General features: G+C 48.2%; 19 protein-coding genes. 17 read left to right on the top strand and 2 right to left on the bottom strand.

Annotated features, from left to right (window positions below; genetic code table 11):
- Positions 1–2: 2 nt before the first annotated feature.
- Complete coding sequence (locus GPK49_RS10885; protein ID WP_016407189.1) at positions 3–1,772, bottom strand: Rqc2 family fibronectin-binding protein; 1,770 nt, start codon at positions 1,770–1,772, stop codon at positions 3–5.
- Between the two features lie 249 nt (positions 1,773–2,021).
- Here GPK49_RS10885 and GPK49_RS10880 point away from each other — a divergent pair, with 249 nt between their 5' ends.
- The 15 genes from GPK49_RS10880 (at position 2,022) to GPK49_RS10810 (ending at position 16,847) form a co-directional block, all read left to right on the top strand.
- The gene (locus GPK49_RS10880) at positions 2,022–2,909 is read left to right on the top strand and encodes a YicC/YloC family endoribonuclease (RefSeq protein WP_118581738.1); all 888 of its coding nucleotides are present in this window, start codon (positions 2,022–2,024) and stop codon (positions 2,907–2,909) included.
- Between the two features lie 57 nt (positions 2,910–2,966).
- Positions 2,967–3,575: a guanylate kinase gene (gmk, locus tag GPK49_RS10875; RefSeq protein ID WP_016407187.1), complete on the top strand. Its 609-nt coding sequence runs from the start codon at positions 2,967–2,969 to the stop codon at positions 3,573–3,575.
- 1 nt (position 3,576) lies between these two features.
- On the top strand, positions 3,577–3,876 hold the full coding sequence (gene rpoZ, locus GPK49_RS10870) for a DNA-directed RNA polymerase subunit omega (protein ID WP_016407186.1): 300 nt from the start codon (positions 3,577–3,579) through the stop codon (positions 3,874–3,876).
- Positions 3,877–3,932: 56 nt separating this feature from the next.
- Positions 3,933–6,368: a primosomal protein N' gene (gene priA, locus GPK49_RS10865; protein ID WP_318283905.1), complete on the top strand. Its 2,436-nt coding sequence runs from the start codon at positions 3,933–3,935 to the stop codon at positions 6,366–6,368.
- A 133-nt stretch (positions 6,369–6,501) separates the two neighbouring features.
- Entirely contained in the window at positions 6,502–6,954 is a 453-nt protein-coding gene (gene def / locus GPK49_RS10860) for a peptide deformylase (RefSeq protein WP_016407184.1), read from the top strand.
- A gap of 12 nt (positions 6,955–6,966) precedes the next feature.
- Positions 6,967–7,896, top strand: coding sequence for a methionyl-tRNA formyltransferase (gene fmt / locus GPK49_RS10855; RefSeq protein ID WP_215677842.1), 930 nt, complete (start codon positions 6,967–6,969; stop codon positions 7,894–7,896).
- Between the two features lie 41 nt (positions 7,897–7,937).
- On the top strand, positions 7,938–8,642 hold the full coding sequence (locus GPK49_RS10850; RefSeq protein ID WP_016407182.1) for a zinc metallopeptidase: 705 nt from the start codon (positions 7,938–7,940) through the stop codon (positions 8,640–8,642).
- A gap of 146 nt (positions 8,643–8,788) precedes the next feature.
- The gene (gene rsmB, locus GPK49_RS10845; protein ID WP_215677840.1) at positions 8,789–10,141 is read left to right on the top strand and encodes a 16S rRNA (cytosine(967)-C(5))-methyltransferase RsmB; all 1,353 of its coding nucleotides are present in this window, start codon (positions 8,789–8,791) and stop codon (positions 10,139–10,141) included.
- Positions 10,142–10,144: 3 nt separating this feature from the next.
- A complete protein-coding gene (gene rlmN / locus GPK49_RS10840; RefSeq protein WP_215677838.1) occupies positions 10,145–11,194 on the top strand; it encodes a 23S rRNA (adenine(2503)-C(2))-methyltransferase RlmN in 1,050 nt (349 codons plus the stop codon).
- A 1-nt stretch (position 11,195) separates the two neighbouring features.
- The gene (locus GPK49_RS10835; protein WP_215677836.1) at positions 11,196–11,963 is read left to right on the top strand and encodes a Stp1/IreP family PP2C-type Ser/Thr phosphatase; all 768 of its coding nucleotides are present in this window, start codon (positions 11,196–11,198) and stop codon (positions 11,961–11,963) included.
- Positions 11,964–11,981: 18 nt separating this feature from the next.
- A complete protein-coding gene (locus GPK49_RS10830) occupies positions 11,982–14,372 on the top strand; it encodes a protein kinase domain-containing protein (RefSeq protein WP_215677834.1) in 2,391 nt (796 codons plus the stop codon).
- Positions 14,373–14,391: 19 nt separating this feature from the next.
- Positions 14,392–15,273, top strand: coding sequence for a ribosome small subunit-dependent GTPase A (gene rsgA, locus GPK49_RS10825; protein ID WP_215677832.1), 882 nt, complete (start codon positions 14,392–14,394; stop codon positions 15,271–15,273).
- 3 nt (positions 15,274–15,276) lie between these two features.
- Positions 15,277–15,942, top strand: a complete 666-nt coding sequence (gene rpe, locus GPK49_RS10820; protein ID WP_016407176.1) for a ribulose-phosphate 3-epimerase — start codon at positions 15,277–15,279, stop codon at positions 15,940–15,942.
- 2 nt (positions 15,943–15,944) lie between these two features.
- Positions 15,945–16,583 (top strand): thiamine diphosphokinase, encoded by a 639-nt coding sequence (locus GPK49_RS10815; RefSeq protein ID WP_016407175.1) that lies wholly within the window; start codon positions 15,945–15,947, stop codon positions 16,581–16,583.
- 93 nt (positions 16,584–16,676) lie between these two features.
- A complete protein-coding gene (locus GPK49_RS10810) occupies positions 16,677–16,847 on the top strand; it encodes a hypothetical protein (RefSeq protein ID WP_016407174.1) in 171 nt (56 codons plus the stop codon).
- A 78-nt stretch (positions 16,848–16,925) separates the two neighbouring features.
- On the opposite strand, the gene rpmB is transcribed toward GPK49_RS10810, so the two are convergent.
- Complete coding sequence (gene rpmB / locus GPK49_RS10805) at positions 16,926–17,129, bottom strand: 50S ribosomal protein L28 (RefSeq protein WP_016407173.1); 204 nt, start codon at positions 17,127–17,129, stop codon at positions 16,926–16,928.
- 219 nt (positions 17,130–17,348) lie between these two features.
- On the opposite strand from rpmB, the gene GPK49_RS10800 reads away from it, so the two are divergent.
- The gene (locus tag GPK49_RS10800) at positions 17,349–18,440 is read left to right on the top strand and encodes an adenine-specific methyltransferase EcoRI family protein (RefSeq protein WP_215677830.1); all 1,092 of its coding nucleotides are present in this window, start codon (positions 17,349–17,351) and stop codon (positions 18,438–18,440) included.
- Entirely contained in the window at positions 18,430–19,524 is a 1,095-nt protein-coding gene (locus GPK49_RS10795; protein WP_215677829.1) for a GmrSD restriction endonuclease domain-containing protein, read from the top strand. Before GPK49_RS10800 ends, GPK49_RS10795 begins: the two co-directional genes overlap by 11 nt.
- The last annotated feature ends 59 nt before the right edge of the window (positions 19,525–19,583 follow it).

Raw genomic sequence — 19,583 nt, 5'->3', positions numbered from 1 at the left:
ATTTATTCATTTTTCATTTGTTGGATACGGGCTTCGTCGGGGGTGATGTAAATGGTTTTATTCGTCAGATAAATCACCATGCCCGGCTTTGCCCCGTTTGGTTTTTTGATATTTTTTCTTTGGGTATAATCCACAGGAACCATGCTGCTGTTTTTCGCTTTACTGTAGAAGGCGGCAAGGTTTGCAGCTTCCTCCATCGTGGCTTCGGGCAGCTCGCTTTGCCCGTTGGTGCGGATGATGACATGGGAGCCGGGGATATCCTTCGTGTGCATCCAGAGGTCTGTCGGCTCGGCGGTGCGCAGCGTCAGCTCGTCATTTTGCAGATTGCTTTTCCCGACCAGAATTTCATACCCATCGGAGGAAATATAACGCAGGGGCTTTGCCCTTTTCGGCTTCGGCTGTCCTTTTTTCTGTGCCTGCCTGCGGATGAAGCCGCTTTCCGCTAATTCTGTGCGGATTTCGGAAAGATCGGCATCCTCCTTGGCGTTTTCCAGTGCGTTGAGGACGCTTTCCAGATACGCCAGCTCCTCGTTATTCTGTTTTTCCTGTATTTCCAGTGCCGCAAGGGTACGCTTTGCCTTGTTGTATTTTGCAAAATATTTCTGCGCATTTTCCGCAGGTGTTTTTGCGGGGTCAATGGCAATTTCGATTTCGGGCATGGACTCCTCGTAATAATCAATGGTTTTGAAGGTTGTTACGCCCTGCGGAACGGCATAGATATTGGCAGTCAGGAGCTCGCCCTTTTTCTTCCATAAATCCATGCCCTTTGTTTCGCGGCGTGTTTTTAGCTGAATTTCCTTTTTCTTCACACAGCGTTCGATATGATTGGTTACCAGCTTTCGCATATCCTGCGCCTTCTGGCGGATATGTGCCGCATTATCCCGCTCCTGATAAAAGCCCTCCAGAAGGGCAGAAACGGAAGGAAAGGGCTTTGCGGCAAGGCCTTGAAATTGCTGCATTTTCAGAACGGCAAAATCGACAATGCGATTATTTTCCTTCTGATAATAAATGGCAGGGCAGAAGTCCGCCGCTTTGACCTCCTGCATGGTTTTTTCAAAGGCGGCAAAGAGCCGTTCACTGTTTTCCAATGTGGTTTCCTGACAGGAATCCGAAGCATCCAACCCTGCACGGGTGCAGATTTCGCCTGCCATGACAGGGCTGATGCCGGTGTAGGTTTGATAAAGAAATTCCTGCAGCCTTCTGCCTTCCTGCAAATGCAGGGAAAAGAGGAAATCCGCCTGTTCGGCAAGGAGGGGGTTTTTCTTATCCTGCGAAGGGGGGAAAACATATTCCTTGCCGGGGAGTACCTCTCGGACAGAGCTTTTCTCATGGGTGACACGCTTGATGGAATCCAGAATTTTGCCGGTTTCATCGGTCAGGATAAGGTTGCTGTGCTTGCCCATGATTTCCAGAATCAGATTTTTTGTAGTGATATCACCCATTTCATTGGCGGATTCAATCCTGAGGATGATGATACGCTCGAAATTCGGCTGCACAATATCTATAATTTTGCCGCCCGCGATATGCTTGCGCATGACCATGCAGAATAAGGGCGCGGTCATAGGGTTTTCGCGGCTGCTTTCGGTCAGGTGGATACGGGGATGGGCAGAGTTGGCGGAAATGATGATTTTCTTTGCGCCGCTGCCAAGCCCACGAATTGACATACGAATTTCATCCGCAAGGGGCTGATGGATTTTATCGATACGCCCGCCTAAAAGGGCTGCTTTGAGTTCTGATACGATGGCAGAGGTTGTAATGCCGTCCAGTGCCATAAGGAACACCTCCTTGAATACATTTGGTTAATTCATAATTTTAACATAGGATTTTCTTTTTTGCATTATTTTTTCAAACGGATTACCAAGAAAAGCAGTAGGATTTGCAAAAAAATTCTAAAATGAAGGAAATATTAAAAAATGATTAAAAATAGTGGATACAATTTGCGGTTTTCCTTGCTATTTGGCAAACACTTATGTATAATAAAACAACGATTTTTGGAACGAAGCATAGAAAGGAACCGAAACATGAGTGCAAGTGTAAGAAGCATGACAGGCTATGGACGCGGCGAGCATATTGCAGAGGAAAGAAAGTTTACGGTGGAAATGAAATCCGTAAACCATCGTTATAATGACATGACGATTAAGCTGCCCCGTTCTCTGGCAGGTCTGGAGGATAAAATCAAAAAAAGAATCATGCATGAGGTATTTCGCGGCAAGACTGATGTGTATATCAGCTTTGAAACCTTTTCCGCAGCGGATGTGGAGGTAAAGCTGAACGAAGCACTGGCGGCGGCATATATCGAAAAGCTGAAGCTGATAGAAGAAAAATTCGGCATCTACAGCGAAAATAAGCTGGAGCTGGCGGCAAAATTCCCCGATGTGATTACGGTGGAGAAGGCACAGCAGGAGGAAGAAGTCATCTGGGAGGCACTGGTGCCTGCACTGGATGAGGCAGTGGAAAAATTCGTTGCCATGCGTACCGTTGAGGGCGAAAATCTGAAAAAGGATATCCTTTTGAAGGGCGAACGCATCAGGACGCTTGTGGCAGAGGTGAAGGAACGCTCCCCTCTGGTGGTTGTGGAATATCAGGAAAAGCTGAATAACCGCCTGAAGGATTTGCTGGGCGGCGTTGATGTTGATCCACAGCGCATTGCGACAGAGGTTGCGGTTTTTGCAGACCGCGGCTGCGTGGATGAGGAAGTGACCAGACTGGAAAGCCATCTGATTCAACTGAAGGATATTCTGGACGGTGGCGGACAGGTAGGACGTAAGCTGGACTTTCTGATTCAGGAAATGAACAGAGAATCCAATACCATCGCATCCAAGGCGAATGATATTCAGATTGTAAAGGCCACGATTGAACTGAAAAGTGAAATCGAAAAAATCAGAGAACAGATTCAAAATTTGGAGTAACAGCCTTTTTTCGCAATAAAAAAGAAAGGCTATTTATAGGATAAAGGGGAAATACACATGAATAAACAGGGTATTTTATTGATTATCTCTGGTCCTTCCGGTTCCGGCAAAGGGACGATTGTAGAGCGTCTTTGCGAGAAGAACAATTTTTCGCTTTCCATTTCCGCAACAACAAGAAAGCCCAGAGAATACGAGAAAGACGGGGTGCATTATTTCTTCCATACAAGAGAGGAATTTGAGAAAATGCGCGACCGCAAGGAGCTTCTGGAATGGGCGGAATTCTGTGGCAATTATTACGGCACACCCAGAAAATATGTAACAGAGCAGCTGATGGCAGGCAATAATGTCATTTTGGAGATTGAGGTACAGGGTGCGCTGCAGGTAAAGAAAATTTACCCCGAAGGCGTGCTGATTTTCATGGTTCCGCCCAATCTGGAGGAGCTGGGCAACCGCCTGACCAAACGCGGCACCGAGGATAAGGAAACCATCAACAAACGACTGCGCCGCGCATTGGAGGAGATGGAGCTGGTAGAGGAATACGATTATCTGGTCATCAATGACACCGTAGAGCAGGCAACTGAGGATATGCTGACTATCGTTGCGGCAGAAAAGATGAAATGCAGCAGAAATAAAAATATCAAAAAGATTTTCAAAGGAGAGATGTAATATGTTAAGACCTTCTTATTCCGATATTCTGGAGGTTATCACACAGGATTCCGAGGATATTACCATTGCCAGCAGATATACCATCGTGATTGCGGCGGCAAAAAGAGCAAGACAGCTGGTAGATCATCAGCAGCCCATGATTGACCATATTGAGGTGGATAAGCCCGTTTCCATCGCAGTCAATGAAATTTACGAAGGAAAGCTGAAAATCCGCGAGGGCAAGCCTGAGGAAGAGGACAAAGAGGTTGCACTGGCAGAGGTTGATTTTGCAAGCATGGCAGAGGAAACCGAGGAAGAATAATATGTAAGGAAAATAGCCCGTTTTTACGGGCTGTTTTTGTAGGGAGGTGAGAAGTGATGTATGCGAAGGTGATTGTTGGGCTGAATCAGCCGGAAATGGATAAGCTGTTTGATTATCGGATTCCCGAAGGGATGACAGTGGAAATCGGTGTAAGGGTGATTGTGCCGTTTGGCAGCCGCAACAAAAAGGCGGAGGGCTATGTCATTTCTCTTTCCGAAAAAACAGAGGTGCCTGCGGATAAAATCAAGGAGCTTCTTGAGGTTCTGGATGAGGGCAGACCAACCTTTACCCCTGCCCTTCTGGATTTGGCGGAATGGATGAAGGAACGCTATTTCTGCACGCTGAACCAATGCCTGCAGGCAATTATGCCGCCTGGCATCCGCACAAAAAGCAGCTGGACAGTCAGCCGAAAATCGCTTGATGCTGAAACGAAGCTGACCCCGAAGGAAACGGCGCTGCTTGCATTATTCGGGGAACGAAGGGAAATTCCCTTGGAGGAGGTACAGGCAGAATTCGGCGGAGATTGCCTGACATTTCTGCGGAAGGCAGAGGGAAAGGGGCTGCTTGCGCTGAAGCAGGAGCTGCACCGCAGTGAATACAAAAACGAAAAACGGCTCTATTCTCTGGACAGAGACCATCCCCTTCTGGAAGCGGCATGGAAAAAGGCGGAGAAGGAGAAGCGTCTGGAGGGGCAAAGGCTGCTGCTGGAGTACCTTGCAAACGGCAGAGAAGCAACTGCCGCAGAGCTGAAGGAAGCCCTCGGCATTACGGATTCTCCCATTAAAACCCTGCTGAAAAAGGGCATCCTGCGGGAACGGAGGCAGACGGAACGGCGAAATGTCTTTGATGCGGATACGGTGGAACGGACACAGCCCTTTACCCCGACGGCAGAGCAGGCGGCGGCGCTTTCTGCTTTGCATCGGGAATTGGAGCAGGAAGAAAAAAAGCCTGTACTTCTGCATGGCGTGACGGGCAGCGGCAAAACGGAGATTTATATGCAGATCATTGCGGAGGTTCTGGCGAGGGGCGAGCAGGCGATTGTACTTGTGCCGGAGATTGCCTTAACCCCTTTGCTTGCGGAGCGGTTCGTTTCCCGCTTTGGGGATGCAGTCAGCGTGACGCACAGCCGCCTTTCCATGGGGGAGAGAGTTGACCAGTGGAAAAAGGCAAGGGATGGCGAAATTTCGGTTGTGATAGGCGCACGGTCGGCTTTGTTTCTGCCGTTTCCGAAGGTTGGCGCAATTATCATGGATGAGGCACACGAGAACAGCTATGTTTCCGATATTACCCCGAAATATGACACAAAGGACGTTGCGGCGGCACTGGCAAAACGCTATGGTGCGCTCTTTCTGATGGGGACGGCAACGCCCGATTTCATCAGCTATTACAAAGCAAAACAGGGAGAATTTCTGCTGCTGGAATTAAAGGAGCGGACGGGCGGCGGCGTTCTGCCGCGGATGCTTGTGACGGATATGCGAAAGGAGCTGGCAGAGGGCAACCGTTCTGCGTTCGGCAGAGCATTGCAGGCGGAAATCCGCAGGAATCTGGAGAAGGGCGAGCAGACCATGCTCTTTTTGAACCGCAGAGGATATGCAACCTTTGTTTCCTGCCGTAGCTGTGGGCATGTGATGAAATGCCCGGAATGTGATTTAACCTATACCTATCATGCGAAGGAGCATGCGCTGGCTTGCCATTATTGCGGCAGGAGAGCCCCTTTGCCGAAGGTCTGCCCTGTCTGTGGCTCGAAGTATATTCGTTATTTCGGCACAGGGACACAGAAAATAGAGGAGGAAGCAGGAAAGCTGTTTCCGGAAGCAAGGATTCTGCGGATGGATTTGGATACCACGCTGACAAAGCACAGCCATGAAAAAATTCTTGCGGCATTTGCGGCAGGAGAGGCGGATATTCTGATTGGGACGCAGATGATTGCCAAGGGGCATGATTACCCCAATGTGACGCTGGTGGGCATTATGGCGGCGGATTTATCCTTAAATGCGGACAGCTTTACGGCGGCGGAAACGGGCTTTCGGCTGATGCTGCAGGCGGCAGGACGTGCCGGCAGAAGGGATGACAGAGGGCGCGTGTTTCTCCAGACCTATCAGCCACAGCACTATGCGGTGCAGTATGCCGCGAAGCAGGATTATGAAGGCTTTTATGAGGAAGAAATGCTCATGCGGCAGATGATGGGCTATCCGCCGTTTTCCGCATTTTTCAGTATTCTGCTGACAGGTGCGGCGCAGGAGGAAGCGGCACAGGCGGCGCAGGAGCTGGCAGAACGACTGGCACAGGCGGATGAGGAGGAGATTGCAACGATTCTCGGGCCGACGGCACTGCCGAAATTTCGCGGAGAATACCGCTACCAAATTATTGTGAAGGCGGCGGAGGAGGAACCCCTGCGGCAGCTGGTTCTGCCGACAGCGGAGAGGATGAAGAAGGAGCGAAACCGTAATGTGCGCGTAGGTTTGGCGCTTAACCCGACCAATATTGTATAAAGCAGAAAAAAATGTTATAATATTTCATTGGAAAACGAAAAATGCGCTTTCCGTTTCTGTTTCAGATAAATTTACAAAAAGTTTTTTGTTTGTTCAAATTTTGGAGATATTATAGAATTAGGAGGAAGAAAAAATGGCAATTCGTAATATTCGTATCAGCACAGATGAGGTGCTGAGAAAAACCTGCAAACCGATCAAGGAAATTACCCCTAACCTGCTGACACTGCTGGATGATATGGCGGATACCATGTATGAGGCAAACGGCGTTGGTTTAGCCGCACCACAGGTAGGGATTCTGAAAAGAGCCGTTGTCATTGATATCGGCGAGGGCCTGGTGGAGCTTTTGAACCCTGTCATTCTGGAAACGAGCGGTTCTCAGACTGACGAGGAGGGCTGCCTGAGCCTGCCCGGACAATCTGCCCCTGTGGAACGCCCCTATTATGTGAAGGCAAAGGCGATGGACAGAGAGGGCAATGAATTCATCATCGAGGGGGAAGAACTGATGGCACGCGCATTGTGCCACGAGATTGACCATCTGGATGGGATTCTGTATATTGATAAGGCACTGCCGAGAGAGGAAGCGTAAGGAGGAATACCGATGAGAGTGATTTTTATGGGAACGCCCGATTTTGCGGTACCTTCCTTACAGGCATTGCTGACAAGGCATGAGGTTGTGGCAGTGGTGACACAGCCCGATAAGCCCAAGGGCAGAGGGAAAAAGCTACAGCCCACACCCGTAAAGGCAGTGGCGCTGGAGCAAGGGATTCCTGTTTTGCAGCCTGTGAAGGTACGCGAACCGGAGGTTATCGAACAGCTGCGCGGCTATGGCGCGGATTTGATTGCCGTTACTGCATTTGGGCAGATTTTGCCGGAGGAAATTCTGAATATGCCGAAATATGGCTGTATCAATGTGCATGGCTCGCTTCTGCCGGAATACAGAGGGGCGGCACCGATGCAGCGCGCCATTATTGACGGTAAGAAGGTAACAGGCATTACCACGATGTTCATGGCAAAGGGCATGGATACGGGGGATATGCTTTTGAAAACGGAAGTGGAGATTCTTCCGACAGATAATTTTGAGGATCTGCATGATAAAATGGCGGTGGCAGGCGCAGCACTGCTTCTGGAAACGATTGACGGACTGGAAAAGGGCACAATTACACGGATACCGCAGGATGATGCACTGGCAACCCATGCGCCCATGATTCATAAGGAGACAGGACATATTGACTGGAGCAAAGGCGGACAGCAGATTATTGATCTGATGCGCGGAATGTATCCCGGACATGGCGCATACGCTGTTTTGGGAGAGGAGCCGCTCAAGATGTTCTGGGCAGAGGCGGAAAATAAAAGCTACCCCGATGCGGCATTTGGCGAAATCGTAGAGGTGACAAAAAAGGACTTTGCGGTAAAATGCGGCGATGGAATTTTGCGTATCAAAGAGGTGCAGGCGCGCGGCGGTAAGAAGATGGCGGCGGATGCGTATCTGCGTGGGCATGAAATGCAGACAGGCATTTTGCTTGGCTAAGGCTTGAATAGGAAAGTTCCAAACAGATAGGAGGAACCGATATGTATTATGGTTATGGATATGGATACGACAGCATGTACTTTTTGGTGCTTCTGGCATTCATTTTTTCGATGGTTGCGCAGATGAAGGTATCCGGTACATTTAAGAAATATGCGAAAATCAGAAACAGACGAGGCTTAACGGGGGCGCAAGTGGCAGAACAGATGATGCACAACGCAGGCATTTATGATGTAAGCGTGCAGCGCGTGGCAGGCAACCTGACAGACCATTATGACCCCAGAACAAAGACACTGCGCCTGTCCGAAAGCGTGTATGACAGCACATCGGTAGCGGCGGTCGGCGTAGCGGCGCACGAGACAGGGCATGCCATTCAGCATGATGTGGGCTATGCACCACTGGCACTGCGGAGCTTTTTTGTGCCTCTGGCAAACTTCGGTTCCAGACTGGCAATCCCCCTGATTCTGATTGGGTTTATTTTCAGCGGCGGCGGCAGCACATTGGTGACACTGGGGATTCTGTTCTTCTCCCTTTCCGTTGTGTTTACGATTATTACACTGCCTGTGGAATTCAACGCATCCAGAAGGGCGATTCGCCTGCTGGCAGATGACGGATTTCTGGACAGCGACGAAATCGGCGGCGCGAAAAAGGTGCTGAGTGCGGCGGCAATGACCTATGTTGCGGCGGCATTTGCGGCAATCGCGCAGCTTCTGAGACTGGTTGCCATCTTTGGCAGAAGAAACGATTAAAAAAGAAAGGCTAATCTGATTGCGGATTAGCCTTTTGGTGTTTTTGTGGATGCCTCTTTTTTGTCGAAATAGGGGCGAAATGATTGAAGAATCCTCTATTTTGTCGTATAATATTATGTTGAGACAGAATGGCTTGAACGGAAGGAATGGAAAAAATGATCCAAATCAATCCAAGAGAGATTGCGGCAGAGGCGCTCATGGAAATCATGACGGCGGATGCCTATAATACAATGACACTGCGCCGCCTGCTGCGGCAAAACGGTGCGATGTCCAGACAGGACAGAGCCTTTGTGACGGAGGTAGTAAACGGTACACTGCGCAATTTGATTTATATTGACCATGTGCTGAATACCTTTTCCAAAACAAAAACGGAAAAAATGAAGCCGTGGCTGCTGGCAGTGCTGCGGACGGCGGTGTATCAGATGTACTTCATGGACGTACCGGATGCAGCGGCGTGCAATGAGGCGGTGAAGCTGGCATCGGTCAGAGGATATGGCTCTTTGAAGGGCTTTGTGAACGGCGTACTGCGCACGGCGGCCAAGAAAAAGCAGGCGATTCCCCTGCCTGAGAGGGGAACGGCGGAATATCTTTCTGTGGCGTATTCCCATCCGCTGTGGCTGGTGCGGATGTGGATTGCCTATTATGGCTACGAAGAAACGGAGCAAATTTGTGCGTATGATAATCAGTCCCCCGATGTGACGATTCGGGTGAATACGCTGAAAACGAATACGCAGGCTTTGAAAAAGAAGCTGGAGCAGGCAGGTGTGCATGTGGCAGAGAGCAGAATCTGCGCGGATGCACTGCATCTGACGAAAACGGCGGATTTAAGCCGTCTGGATACCTTCAAAGAAGGACTGTTCCATGTGCAGGATGAAAGCTCTCAGCTCGCGGTACGGGTGTTAGACCCGAAAAAAGGCGATAAGATTTTAGACATGTGTGCCGCGCCGGGCGGGAAAAGCTTTACGATTGCGGAACGGATGGAAAACGAGGGCAGTCTGCTTTCCTGCGATATTTATGCGCATAAAATCGACCTGATGGAGGAGGGCGCGGAACGCCTTGGCATTTCCATCATGCAGTGTAAGGTAAAGGATGCGGCGGCTGAGGAGGAAAGCCCGAAGCAGTTTGACCGTGTACTGGCGGATGTGCCCTGCTCCGGTCTGGGGCTGATGCGAAAGAAGCCGGATATCCGCCTGAAAAAGGATGGCAATGAGATTGACAGCCTGACAAAAATTCAGAGAGAAATTCTGGGAAATGCGGCAGGCTATGTGAAAAAGGGCGGCGTTCTGGTTTACAGCACCTGTACGCTTTGCCGAAAGGAAAATGAAAAGAATCTGGAATGGTTTCTGAAAGACCACCCCGATTTTACGGCGGAGGATATTTCGGAATTTCTGCCCGAAGGCTGGGATACGGAAACGGCGAAAAAGGGATATCTGACCCTGCTGCCCCATAAAACAGGAACAGACGGATTTTTCATTTCAAAATTAAGAAGAAAGGATTGAGATATGGAAAAGGTTGATATCAAATCCATGGACATAACCGAATTGCAGGAGCTTTTGCAGGAATTGGGTGAGCCAAAATTTCGGGCGAAGCAGCTTTTCGATTGGCTGCACGCAAAGCAGGTGGACAGCTTTGCCGAAATGACGAATCTTTCCAAGAGCCTGCGAGAAAAGCTTGGCGAAACGGCGGCAATCAACGGTGTGAAAATCGTGCGGCGGCTGGTTTCGCAGATTGACGGCACGAGAAAATATCTTTTTGCGCTTTCGGATGGCGCAATTATCGAAAGTGTATTGATGAAATATGAGCATGGCAATACGGTCTGCATTTCGACGCAGGTCGGCTGTCGGATGGGCTGCAAGTTCTGCGCATCCACACTGGACGGCGTGGAACGCGGACTGACGGCAGGGGAAATGCTTTCCCAGATTTATGCGATTCAGAAGGACTGCGGCGAGCGGGTACACGGTACGGTACTGATGGGCAGCGGCGAGCCTCTGGATAATTATGACAATGTTCTGAAGTTTTTGCGTCTGATTAACGACCCGAATGGGCAGAATATGGGACAGAGACATATTACGCTTTCGACCTGCGGTCTGGTGGAAAAAATTTATGCGCTGGCGGAGGAAAATTTGCAGATTACACTGGCGGTTTCCCTGCATGCGCCGAATGATGAAATCCGCACGCAGACCATGCCTGTGGCAAAGCTGTACGATATGGACAGACTTTTGCAGGCGTGCAGGGAGTACGCAGAGAAAACAAAACGCCGCATTACCTTTGAATATGCGCTGATTCATGGCGTGAATGACGGGGATGCACATGCGCGGGAGCTGGCCGGAAGGCTGAGAGATATGCTCTGCCATGTGAACCTGATTCCCGTCAATGACGTAAAGGAGCGCAATTATATCAAAAGCTCTGCGGAGCGGGTAAAACGGTTTGCATCTATTCTGAGTGAAAATGGTGTGGAAACCACAGTCAGACGAAAGCTAGGCAGTGATATTGATGCTGCCTGCGGTCAGCTGAGAAGAAGCCACATCAAGGAAAAGGCTAGGGAGGAATAAGATGCGGGAAAATAAGCGGCAGGGAGGTGGAGCAGCGTTGAAAGCAGTTGGAATGAGCGACATTGGAAAATGCCGCAAAAATAATGAGGATGCCTATTACATTTCGGCAGGGGAAGATCCTGCGGAAAATTTATATCTGGTTGCCGATGGGATGGGCGGCTGCAACGCGGGAGAAATCGCGAGCAGCTGTGCAATCGAAGGCTTTCTGGAGCATTTCTGGAAGGAAATGAAGCATGCAGAAAATGACGACATGCTGGATTTGATGACAGGTGCGATGGCAGCTGCAAATCGGATGGTTTATGAAAAATCCAATTCCGACAGGGAGTTTGCGGAAATGGGAACAACCATCGTTGCAGCGGCGGTGCGCGAGGAGAAGCTTTATGTTGCCTATGTGGGGGACAGCAGAGCTTACCTTTTTCGCAAAAAGGAGATGCAGCCCCTCACCACAGACCATTCCTATGTGATGGAGCTGGTGAAGATGGGGAGCATTACGAAGGAGGAAGCGGCAATGCACCCCAAAAGAAACGTGATTACGCGCGCCATTGGGATTCGGGATACCGTGGAGACGGATACGGTGATTCATCCCGTGCAGAAGGGAGACATCGTTTTGCTTTGCACAGACGGGCTTTCCGGTATGCTGAAGGATGAGGAAATGGCGAAGATTTTGAGCAAGCGGATCGCCTTGGACAAAAAAGCGGCAATTCTGGTGGAGGAAGCGAATCGGCAGGGGGGACATGACAACATTTCCCTTATTCTGGTTGAGATATAAGTAGGAGGTTACAAACTGATGTTATTGAATCCGGGTACTGTCCTAAGCGGCAGATACGAAATATTAGAAAAAATCGGTTCCGGCGGCATGGCAGTTGTTTACAGAGGCAGAGACAGAAAGCTGGATCGTTATGTTACGGTGAAGGTTTTGCGGGAGGAATTTGTCGGGGACGAGGAATTTATTGAACGCTTTCGTTCCGAGGCCTGCTCCGTTGCGAGATTATCCCATCCCAATATCGTAAGAGCGTATGATGTGGGCGAGGACGGAGATATTAAGTATATTGTTAATGAATACATCCACGGGGATACACTGAAAAAGGCAATCAAGGAAAAAGCACCCTTTGATTCCCGTTCTACTATCAATGTTGCCATTCAGATTGCCTCTGCGCTGAGTCAGGCGCATAAGGCACACATCGTACATAGAGATATCAAGCCTCAGAATATTCTGGTGGGGACAGACGGTGTGGTAAAGGTGACGGATTTTGGCATTGCCAGAGCGGCAACCGCGTCCACCATGACAACAACGGCAAATGCGGCGGGCTCTGTGCATTATTTCTCCCCTGAGCAGGCAAGAGGCGGCTATGTGGATGAAAAAAGCGATATCTATTCTCTGGGTATCACGATGTTTGAAATGATTACAGGCGTATTGCCGTTTCAGGGCAACAATTCCGTCAGCATTGCATTGATGCATATCAATGACGAGCTGCCGGATATCCGCCAGTATAACCCGAACTGTACGCGCTCTCTGGAGGGGATCATCCGCAAGGCAACGATGAAAAAGGCAGATGAACGCTATGCAAGCATTGACCTTCTCTTGGCAGACCTGATTCGTGCCAGAGCGGAGCTGAACGGTTCCGCAAAGGAAGAAAAGCCTGCGGAAAAGAAAGCGGCAGCGGTTGGTGCAGCGGCGGCTGGTGCGGCAGGCGTGCGGATGTCCAGAAGGGCAGAGGCGGCAGCCAGACTGCGTGAAGCGCAGGAGAAAACGGAAATGGAAAAGGCGGCACAGGCCGCAGTGGAAACACCGCAGGAAACAAAGCCGGCTGACCCGAAGGAGTTGGAATATATCCGCAGCCACGCGGAGCGTCCACATGCGGAACACAGCTATGCAGAACACGCACATGCGGAGGGACACCATGCAAGCCACCGCCATGCGGCGGAAAACGCAGCTGAGCCGCTTGATGATTTCGCACAGGAGAACCCTGTGGAGGAGGAGGCACATACCCCTCTGGCAGGACTTGAAAAATACGGTAAAAAGCTGAAAATGAAGCATATCTCCAAAGAGGATGATTATGAAAATGAATATGTAAAATCGGAGCCTGTGAAGGCAAGCAGACGACCCGGAAAAATTCGCAGAAACCCCAGAACCGAAGGGGATTTTGATAACGAGCATGATAGAAAGGCAGAACGTAAGGTTGTGATTGCGGCTGTAATTACGGCACTGGTGCTGATTGGTGTGATTTCCGTTGTCGGCATTAAATTTATGGGCGGCGGCTTTGGCGGCTTTATTTCCAGTGATAAGAATATCGAAACCCCCCTGTTCTTAGGGATGGATTACGATGAAGCAGTAAAGGAAGCGGAAAAAATGGGGATTACCCTTGTGCAGGAGGGGGAGGACTACAGCAGCTTCTATGACACAGGCTGTATCATTTATCAGTCTGTCAACGAAGGGACGATGATTGGTGAAGGTACCAAAATCGGCGTAAAGGTCAGCCTTGGATTGACAGAGGAGGAAATGCCGAATGTGGTTGGCAAGAGCGAAAATGCGGCAATCGAAGCCATTACCCGTCTGGTTGGGGACGTGGCAGAGATTCGCTATGTGCATGACGCAGATGCAAAGCCCTCTGAGGTTATCAAGCAGGAGCCAGAAGCCGGTGCTTCTATTACGGCAAAGAGCCGCATTATTCTGACCATCAGCAAGGGGGACGAGGATACCAATGTTACCGTACCCAATGTTGTAAATGATACACTGGAGGATGCAAAGGCTTCCCTGACAGCGGTTGGCTTAACGGTCGGGAATGTATCTTATGCGGCAAGCGACAAGGTGGCAGAGGGCAAGGTTATCACGCAGACTGTAGCGGCGAATAAATCCGTACCGAGCGGTAGTGTGGTTAATCTGGTTGTCAGCAGCGGCGCGGATACGCAGGAGAATGAGAACAATAAGCCTTCCTCCAATACCCAGACACAGGGCACAAAATATTTCACAATTAACGCACCCAGCGGCAGCGAAGGCTCTGTTTATGTGCGTGTGGTAAAAGAGGATGCGGACGGAGTATACCCTGTGGTAGACACCTACAGAGATGCCTCCGAATTCCCTTACAGCGTTTCAGTAACGGGTAAGGGCAGTGGTACGGTTACCTGCTATATTGATAATGTGCAGCAGTGGTCGCAGAGTGTAAACTTCTCCGGATGATAAGGATAAAGGTGAATCTATGCTGGAAGGCGTAATTTTAAAGGGAATTGGCGGTTTTTATTATATTGATACGGAACGCGGCGTATACGAATGTCGGGCGAGAGGCATCTTCCGCAAGGAGGGGATTCGCCCGACCGTAGGCGATGCGGTGCGGATTTCTGTTCTGGATGAGGAAAAGAAAAAGGGCAGTCTGGATGAAATTCTGCCCAGAAGGAATGAGCTCATCCGTCCAAGGGTGTCCAATGTGGATCAGGCGGTGATTGTATTTGCGGCAAAAAGCCCGAATATGAATCTGGATTTGCTGGACAGGTTTCTGCTGCTGGCAGAGGAACAGGAGCTGGATATCGTAATTGTTATCAATAAAATCGACAAGGATAAAAAGGAGAATTATCTGGCGGCGGCAGAAATGTATTGGGATGCAGGCTATGCCGTTATCTGCACAAGTGCGGAAAAGGAAATCGGCATTGATGCACTGCGTACTGCTCTGGAAAACAAGATTTCTGTATTCGCAGGACCTTCGGGGGTTGGCAAAAGCAGCTTAATCAATAAAGCTTTCCCCGGATTGGAATTAAATACGGGCGAAATCAGCGAAAAGATACAGCGCGGGAAGCACACCACGCGACATGCGGAGCTGATTCAGATCACAGAGAAAAGCTATATCGTGGATTCTCCGGGGTTTACCTCTCTGTATCTGACGCATATTCCCTCGGAAAAGCTGCAGTATCATTTTCGGGAATTTCTGCCCTTTGTGCATGCATGCTATTACAACGGCTGCGTGCATATCAATGAACCGGATTGTGCCGTAAAGGAGCAGATTGGCAAGGCAATCCATCCGATGAGATATGAGAGATATGTTACGATTTATCATGAACGTAAGGAAGAAGAAGAGAGGAGATTCTAACCCATGAAAACGAAACTTTCCCCCTCCATGCTTTCCATTGATTTTGGCAAGGTAGCGGAGCAATTAAAGCTGGTCGAGGACGCAGGCACGCAGTATATCCATCTGGATGTGATGGATGGGATTTTTGTTCCCAATATTTCCTTTGGGATTCCTGTGATTAAGAGCATCAGAAAGCACAGCAATATGGTTTTTGATGCACATCTGATGATTGTGGAGCCTGAAAAATATGTAGAGGAATTCAGAAAAGCCGGTGCGGATATTATCAACTTCCATGTGGAGGCAACGAAATACCCCGCAGAGGTGATTCAGCAGATTAAGGCAACGGGTGCAAAGGCAGGCATTACCATTAACCCCAGAACGCCTGTTGAGGTGGTATATCCCTTCCTGAAGGATGTGGATATGGTTTTGGTTATGACAGTAGAGCCCGGCTTTGGCGGACAGAAATTCATGGCACAGCATGTTTCCAAAATCAGACAGCTGGCAGAATGGAAAAAGGAGCTGGGTCTGGAGTTCGATATTGAGGTAGACGGCGGCGTGACACTCGATAATGTGCGCGAGGTTCTGGATGCAGGCGCAAACGTGATTGTTGCAGGCTCTGCGGTATTCGGCAAGGAGGATATTGCAGGCGCGGCAAAGGGCTTTCTGGATATTTTTAAGGAGTATGAATAACAATGAAGGTAATTCTTTTTGCGGGAGCGGAAATCAGAGATTACAGCTTTTGTGAGAGCTATATGGATGGCGCAGATGCGGTCATCTGCTGCGATGCAGGGATGCGTCATGCAAAGGCACTGGGCATTGACCCCGATTATATCGTAGGGGATTTTGATTCCACAGCCTCGGAGGTTCTGGAATATTATAAGGCGAAAAATATCCCCATTCGGCAGTTCCCGACCAGAAAAAACGAAACCGACATGGAGCTTGGGATTATTCTGGCACTGGAGCTGGGCGCGACAGACCTTGTTCTGTTCGGCGGTATTGGGGACAGATTTGACCATACGCTTGCCAATGCGCATTATCTGCTTTCTCTTCTGAAAAAGGGCGTGCGTGCGCGTTTGGTGGATGATAAAAACTGCGTAGAGGTGATTGACAGACAGCTGACACTGCATGGCAAGGTTGGGGATTTGGTTTCCACACTGCCCCTTTCCATGGAGGTAACAGGCATTACGCTGAAGGGCTTTTCTTATCCCTTGACGGATGCGACACTGACACTGGACGGCGATTATATTGCGGTCAGCAATGTATTGGCGGAGGAAACCGCAACGATTGATATCAAGAGCGGCTATCTTTATGTGATTCGTTCCAGAGATTAAAACAAAAGCAGAAGCCCCCGACCAAAAACGGTTGGGGGCTTTTTGCACATTTGTAAGGCGGCGTGCATATCAATGATAAGAGGGGGGATTGGAATGCGAAGAAGATGTAACGGCGCGCCCATCAAATGGCTGGGCGGTGTTGTGCTGATTGCCATTGGACTGGGGATGCTTCTTGCATGTCTGATCCCGAAATGCGTTTTTCTGATTGGGATGGGATTTGTCGGGCTGGGGGTATGGCTCATCAGTCAGAACAGAAGATGCTGATTCTTCTATATTTCTATATACGAAAAAAAGCCGTTCTTTTTAAAATCAAAAAGAATGGCTTTTATCATTCGCTTGGAATTAGATTGCGCGTGTAATCTTGTTGGAACGCATACATCTTGTGCAAACGTAAATAGATTTTACATTGCCGTTGTCTTCAACGATTTTAACCTTCTTTACGTTGGGTTTCCATTTTCTATTCGCACGTCTACTTACCTGGGAACGTTCAATACTGATTCTATGACCTGTAATCTGGCCTTTTTCACAAATCGCACATTTAGCCATTGTCTGCACCTCCTTCAACCTCGCCTATGTGACATAACAAAGATATTTTAGCAGAAAAGCAAACGATTTGCAAGGAAAATAAGCAGAAAAAACGGATTTTTTTTTCGGGCAGAGGGTGTATTGTGCGGAATCTGTTCTTGTGTTATACTGATAAACAGCATAGAAAGTTAATTTATGATTTGAGAATAAAAGAAGAAAGATGGAGCGGCGGAGAAGGATATGGCAGGAAATAGCAACTTGAACGATTCTGCAAGAAACAAGCAGGACGAATTTTATACACAACTATCCCTTATAGAAAGCGAACTAAAGCATTACAGACAGCATTTCAAGGGGAAAACTGTTCTTTGTAACTGTGATGACCCATACGAAAGTAATTTCTTCAAATATTTTGCAATGAATTTCAATGCGTTGGGCTTGAGAAAGCTGATAACGACTTGCTATGCTACTTCACCCGTAACGGGTAAGGAATTTCAATATTATGTGGATAACAGCGGACAGCTTTCTTTTATTTCGTCCGAGAACAATTCGCCTGTATCGGCAGGTAACGAGCGAAAGCCCTATAAAGTGGAAATTACAGAAGTCACAGATGAAAATGGGGATGGGCGCATCGACCTTGCAGACGTTGAATTTCTTATGCGCAACAAGCAGAATACAATGACATTGCTTGATGGCGATGGTGATTTTCGCAGTCCTGAATGTGTAGAGTTACTGAAAGAAGCAGATATTGTTGTTACAAATCCGCCCTTTTCGCTTTTCCGAGATTATATGGCACTGCTGATTTCACATGAAAAGAATTTTCTCATCATAGGAAATCTTAATGCTGTAAAATACAAAGAAATTCTACCTTTGTTTATGACTGATAAAGTTTGGCTTGGTTGTAATAGTGGGCATTATTGGTTCAAAGTCCCTGACAGTTACGAGGAAAAGAAAACAGATTTCAAAATTGATGAGAACGGTCAAAAATGGCGCAGAATGGGAAATATTTGTTGGTATACAAATCTTGATACTGAACGCCGCCATGAAGATATGACTTTGTTTAGACGGTATTCACCTGAAGTTTACCCTAAATATGATAATTATGATGCCATAGAAGTTAGTAAAACAGCGGATATTCCGTGCGATTATTATGGGATAATTGGTGTACCTATAACATTTATGACAAAGCACAACCCCGAACAGTTTTCGATTGTTGGAGTATTGAATAGTGGCAGTGCAAATGAATATGATTTTGCAAAAGCTATACTAAATGGCAAGCAATTATATGCCAGAGTATTAGTACAACGAAAGCAGGTGAACACGAATGAAAATTAAACTGCACGAAATCCCTGTTCGTGATGTTGTAGCAGGATATGTGGACAGTGCCGAAAACGGTGTTGTTGGTTATGGCGGCAAGCTGAACATTCGACCTGCCTTTCAGCGGGAATTTATTTACAAGGACAAACAGCGTGATGAGGTTGTGCGTACAATCCGCAAAAACTTTCCGCTGAATGTGATGTATTGGGTAAAAAGTGATAATGGCAACTATGAGCTGCTCGATGGACAGCAAAGAACAATCAGTATTTGCCAGTATGTCAACGGCGATTTTTCTATTGACCATAGGGCTTTTCATAATTTGACCGATACAGAACGTAAAGAGATTCTTGACTATCCGCTGATGATTTATATTTGTGAGGGTACGGATAAGGAAAAGCTGGACTGGTTCAAGATTATCAATATTGCAGGCGAACAGCTGACAGCGCAGGAATTGCGAAATGCCATCTATACGGGTGAATGGTTGACCGAAGCAAAAAAATATTTCAGCAAATCACAATGTCCTGCCTATCAGATTGCAGGTGATTATTTGAGCGGCAGTGCAATACGTCAGAACTACCTTGAAACTGCTATCAAATGGATTGCTGCCCGTGATGGTATCGAAATCGAGGATTATATGTCCAAGCACCAGCATGATACAAACTGCAATGAATTATGGCTATACTTCCAGAGTGTCATAAGTTGGGTAAAAGCTACATTCCCGACCTTCCGCAAAAAGTTGATGTCTGGACTGGAATGGGGTATCTATTACAATAAATATGGCGCAAATGCGCATGACCCGAAGGCATATGAGAAACGTATTGTTGCACTGCTGGATGATGAGGATGTTTCTAATCAGAAGGGTATTTATGAATATCTGCTTGACGGAAACGAAAAGCATTTAAGCATTCGTGCATTCAGTCCCAAAATGGCACGAACTGCTTATGAGCGTCAGAAAGGTATCTGTCCGAAATGCGGTAAGCGTTTTGAAATTGAGGAAATGCAAGCCGACCATATAACCCCGTGGAGCAAGGGTGGAAAGACAATTTCTGAAAACTGTCAAATGCTTTGCGCCGATTGTAACCGTAGAAAGAGCAACCTATAATTTCAGTGCCTGTCGCATAATGCGGCAGGCATTTTTAATGCCCTCCCTTCGGAAAAGAT

Source organism: Clostridium sp. MCC345, assembly GCF_018785345.1.
Lineage (GTDB): Bacteria > Bacillota > Clostridia > Lachnospirales > Anaerotignaceae > Anaerotignum_A > Anaerotignum_A faecicola.
Note: the sequence above shows the minus strand (reverse complement) of the source record. Positions and strands in the feature narration are given on the sequence as shown.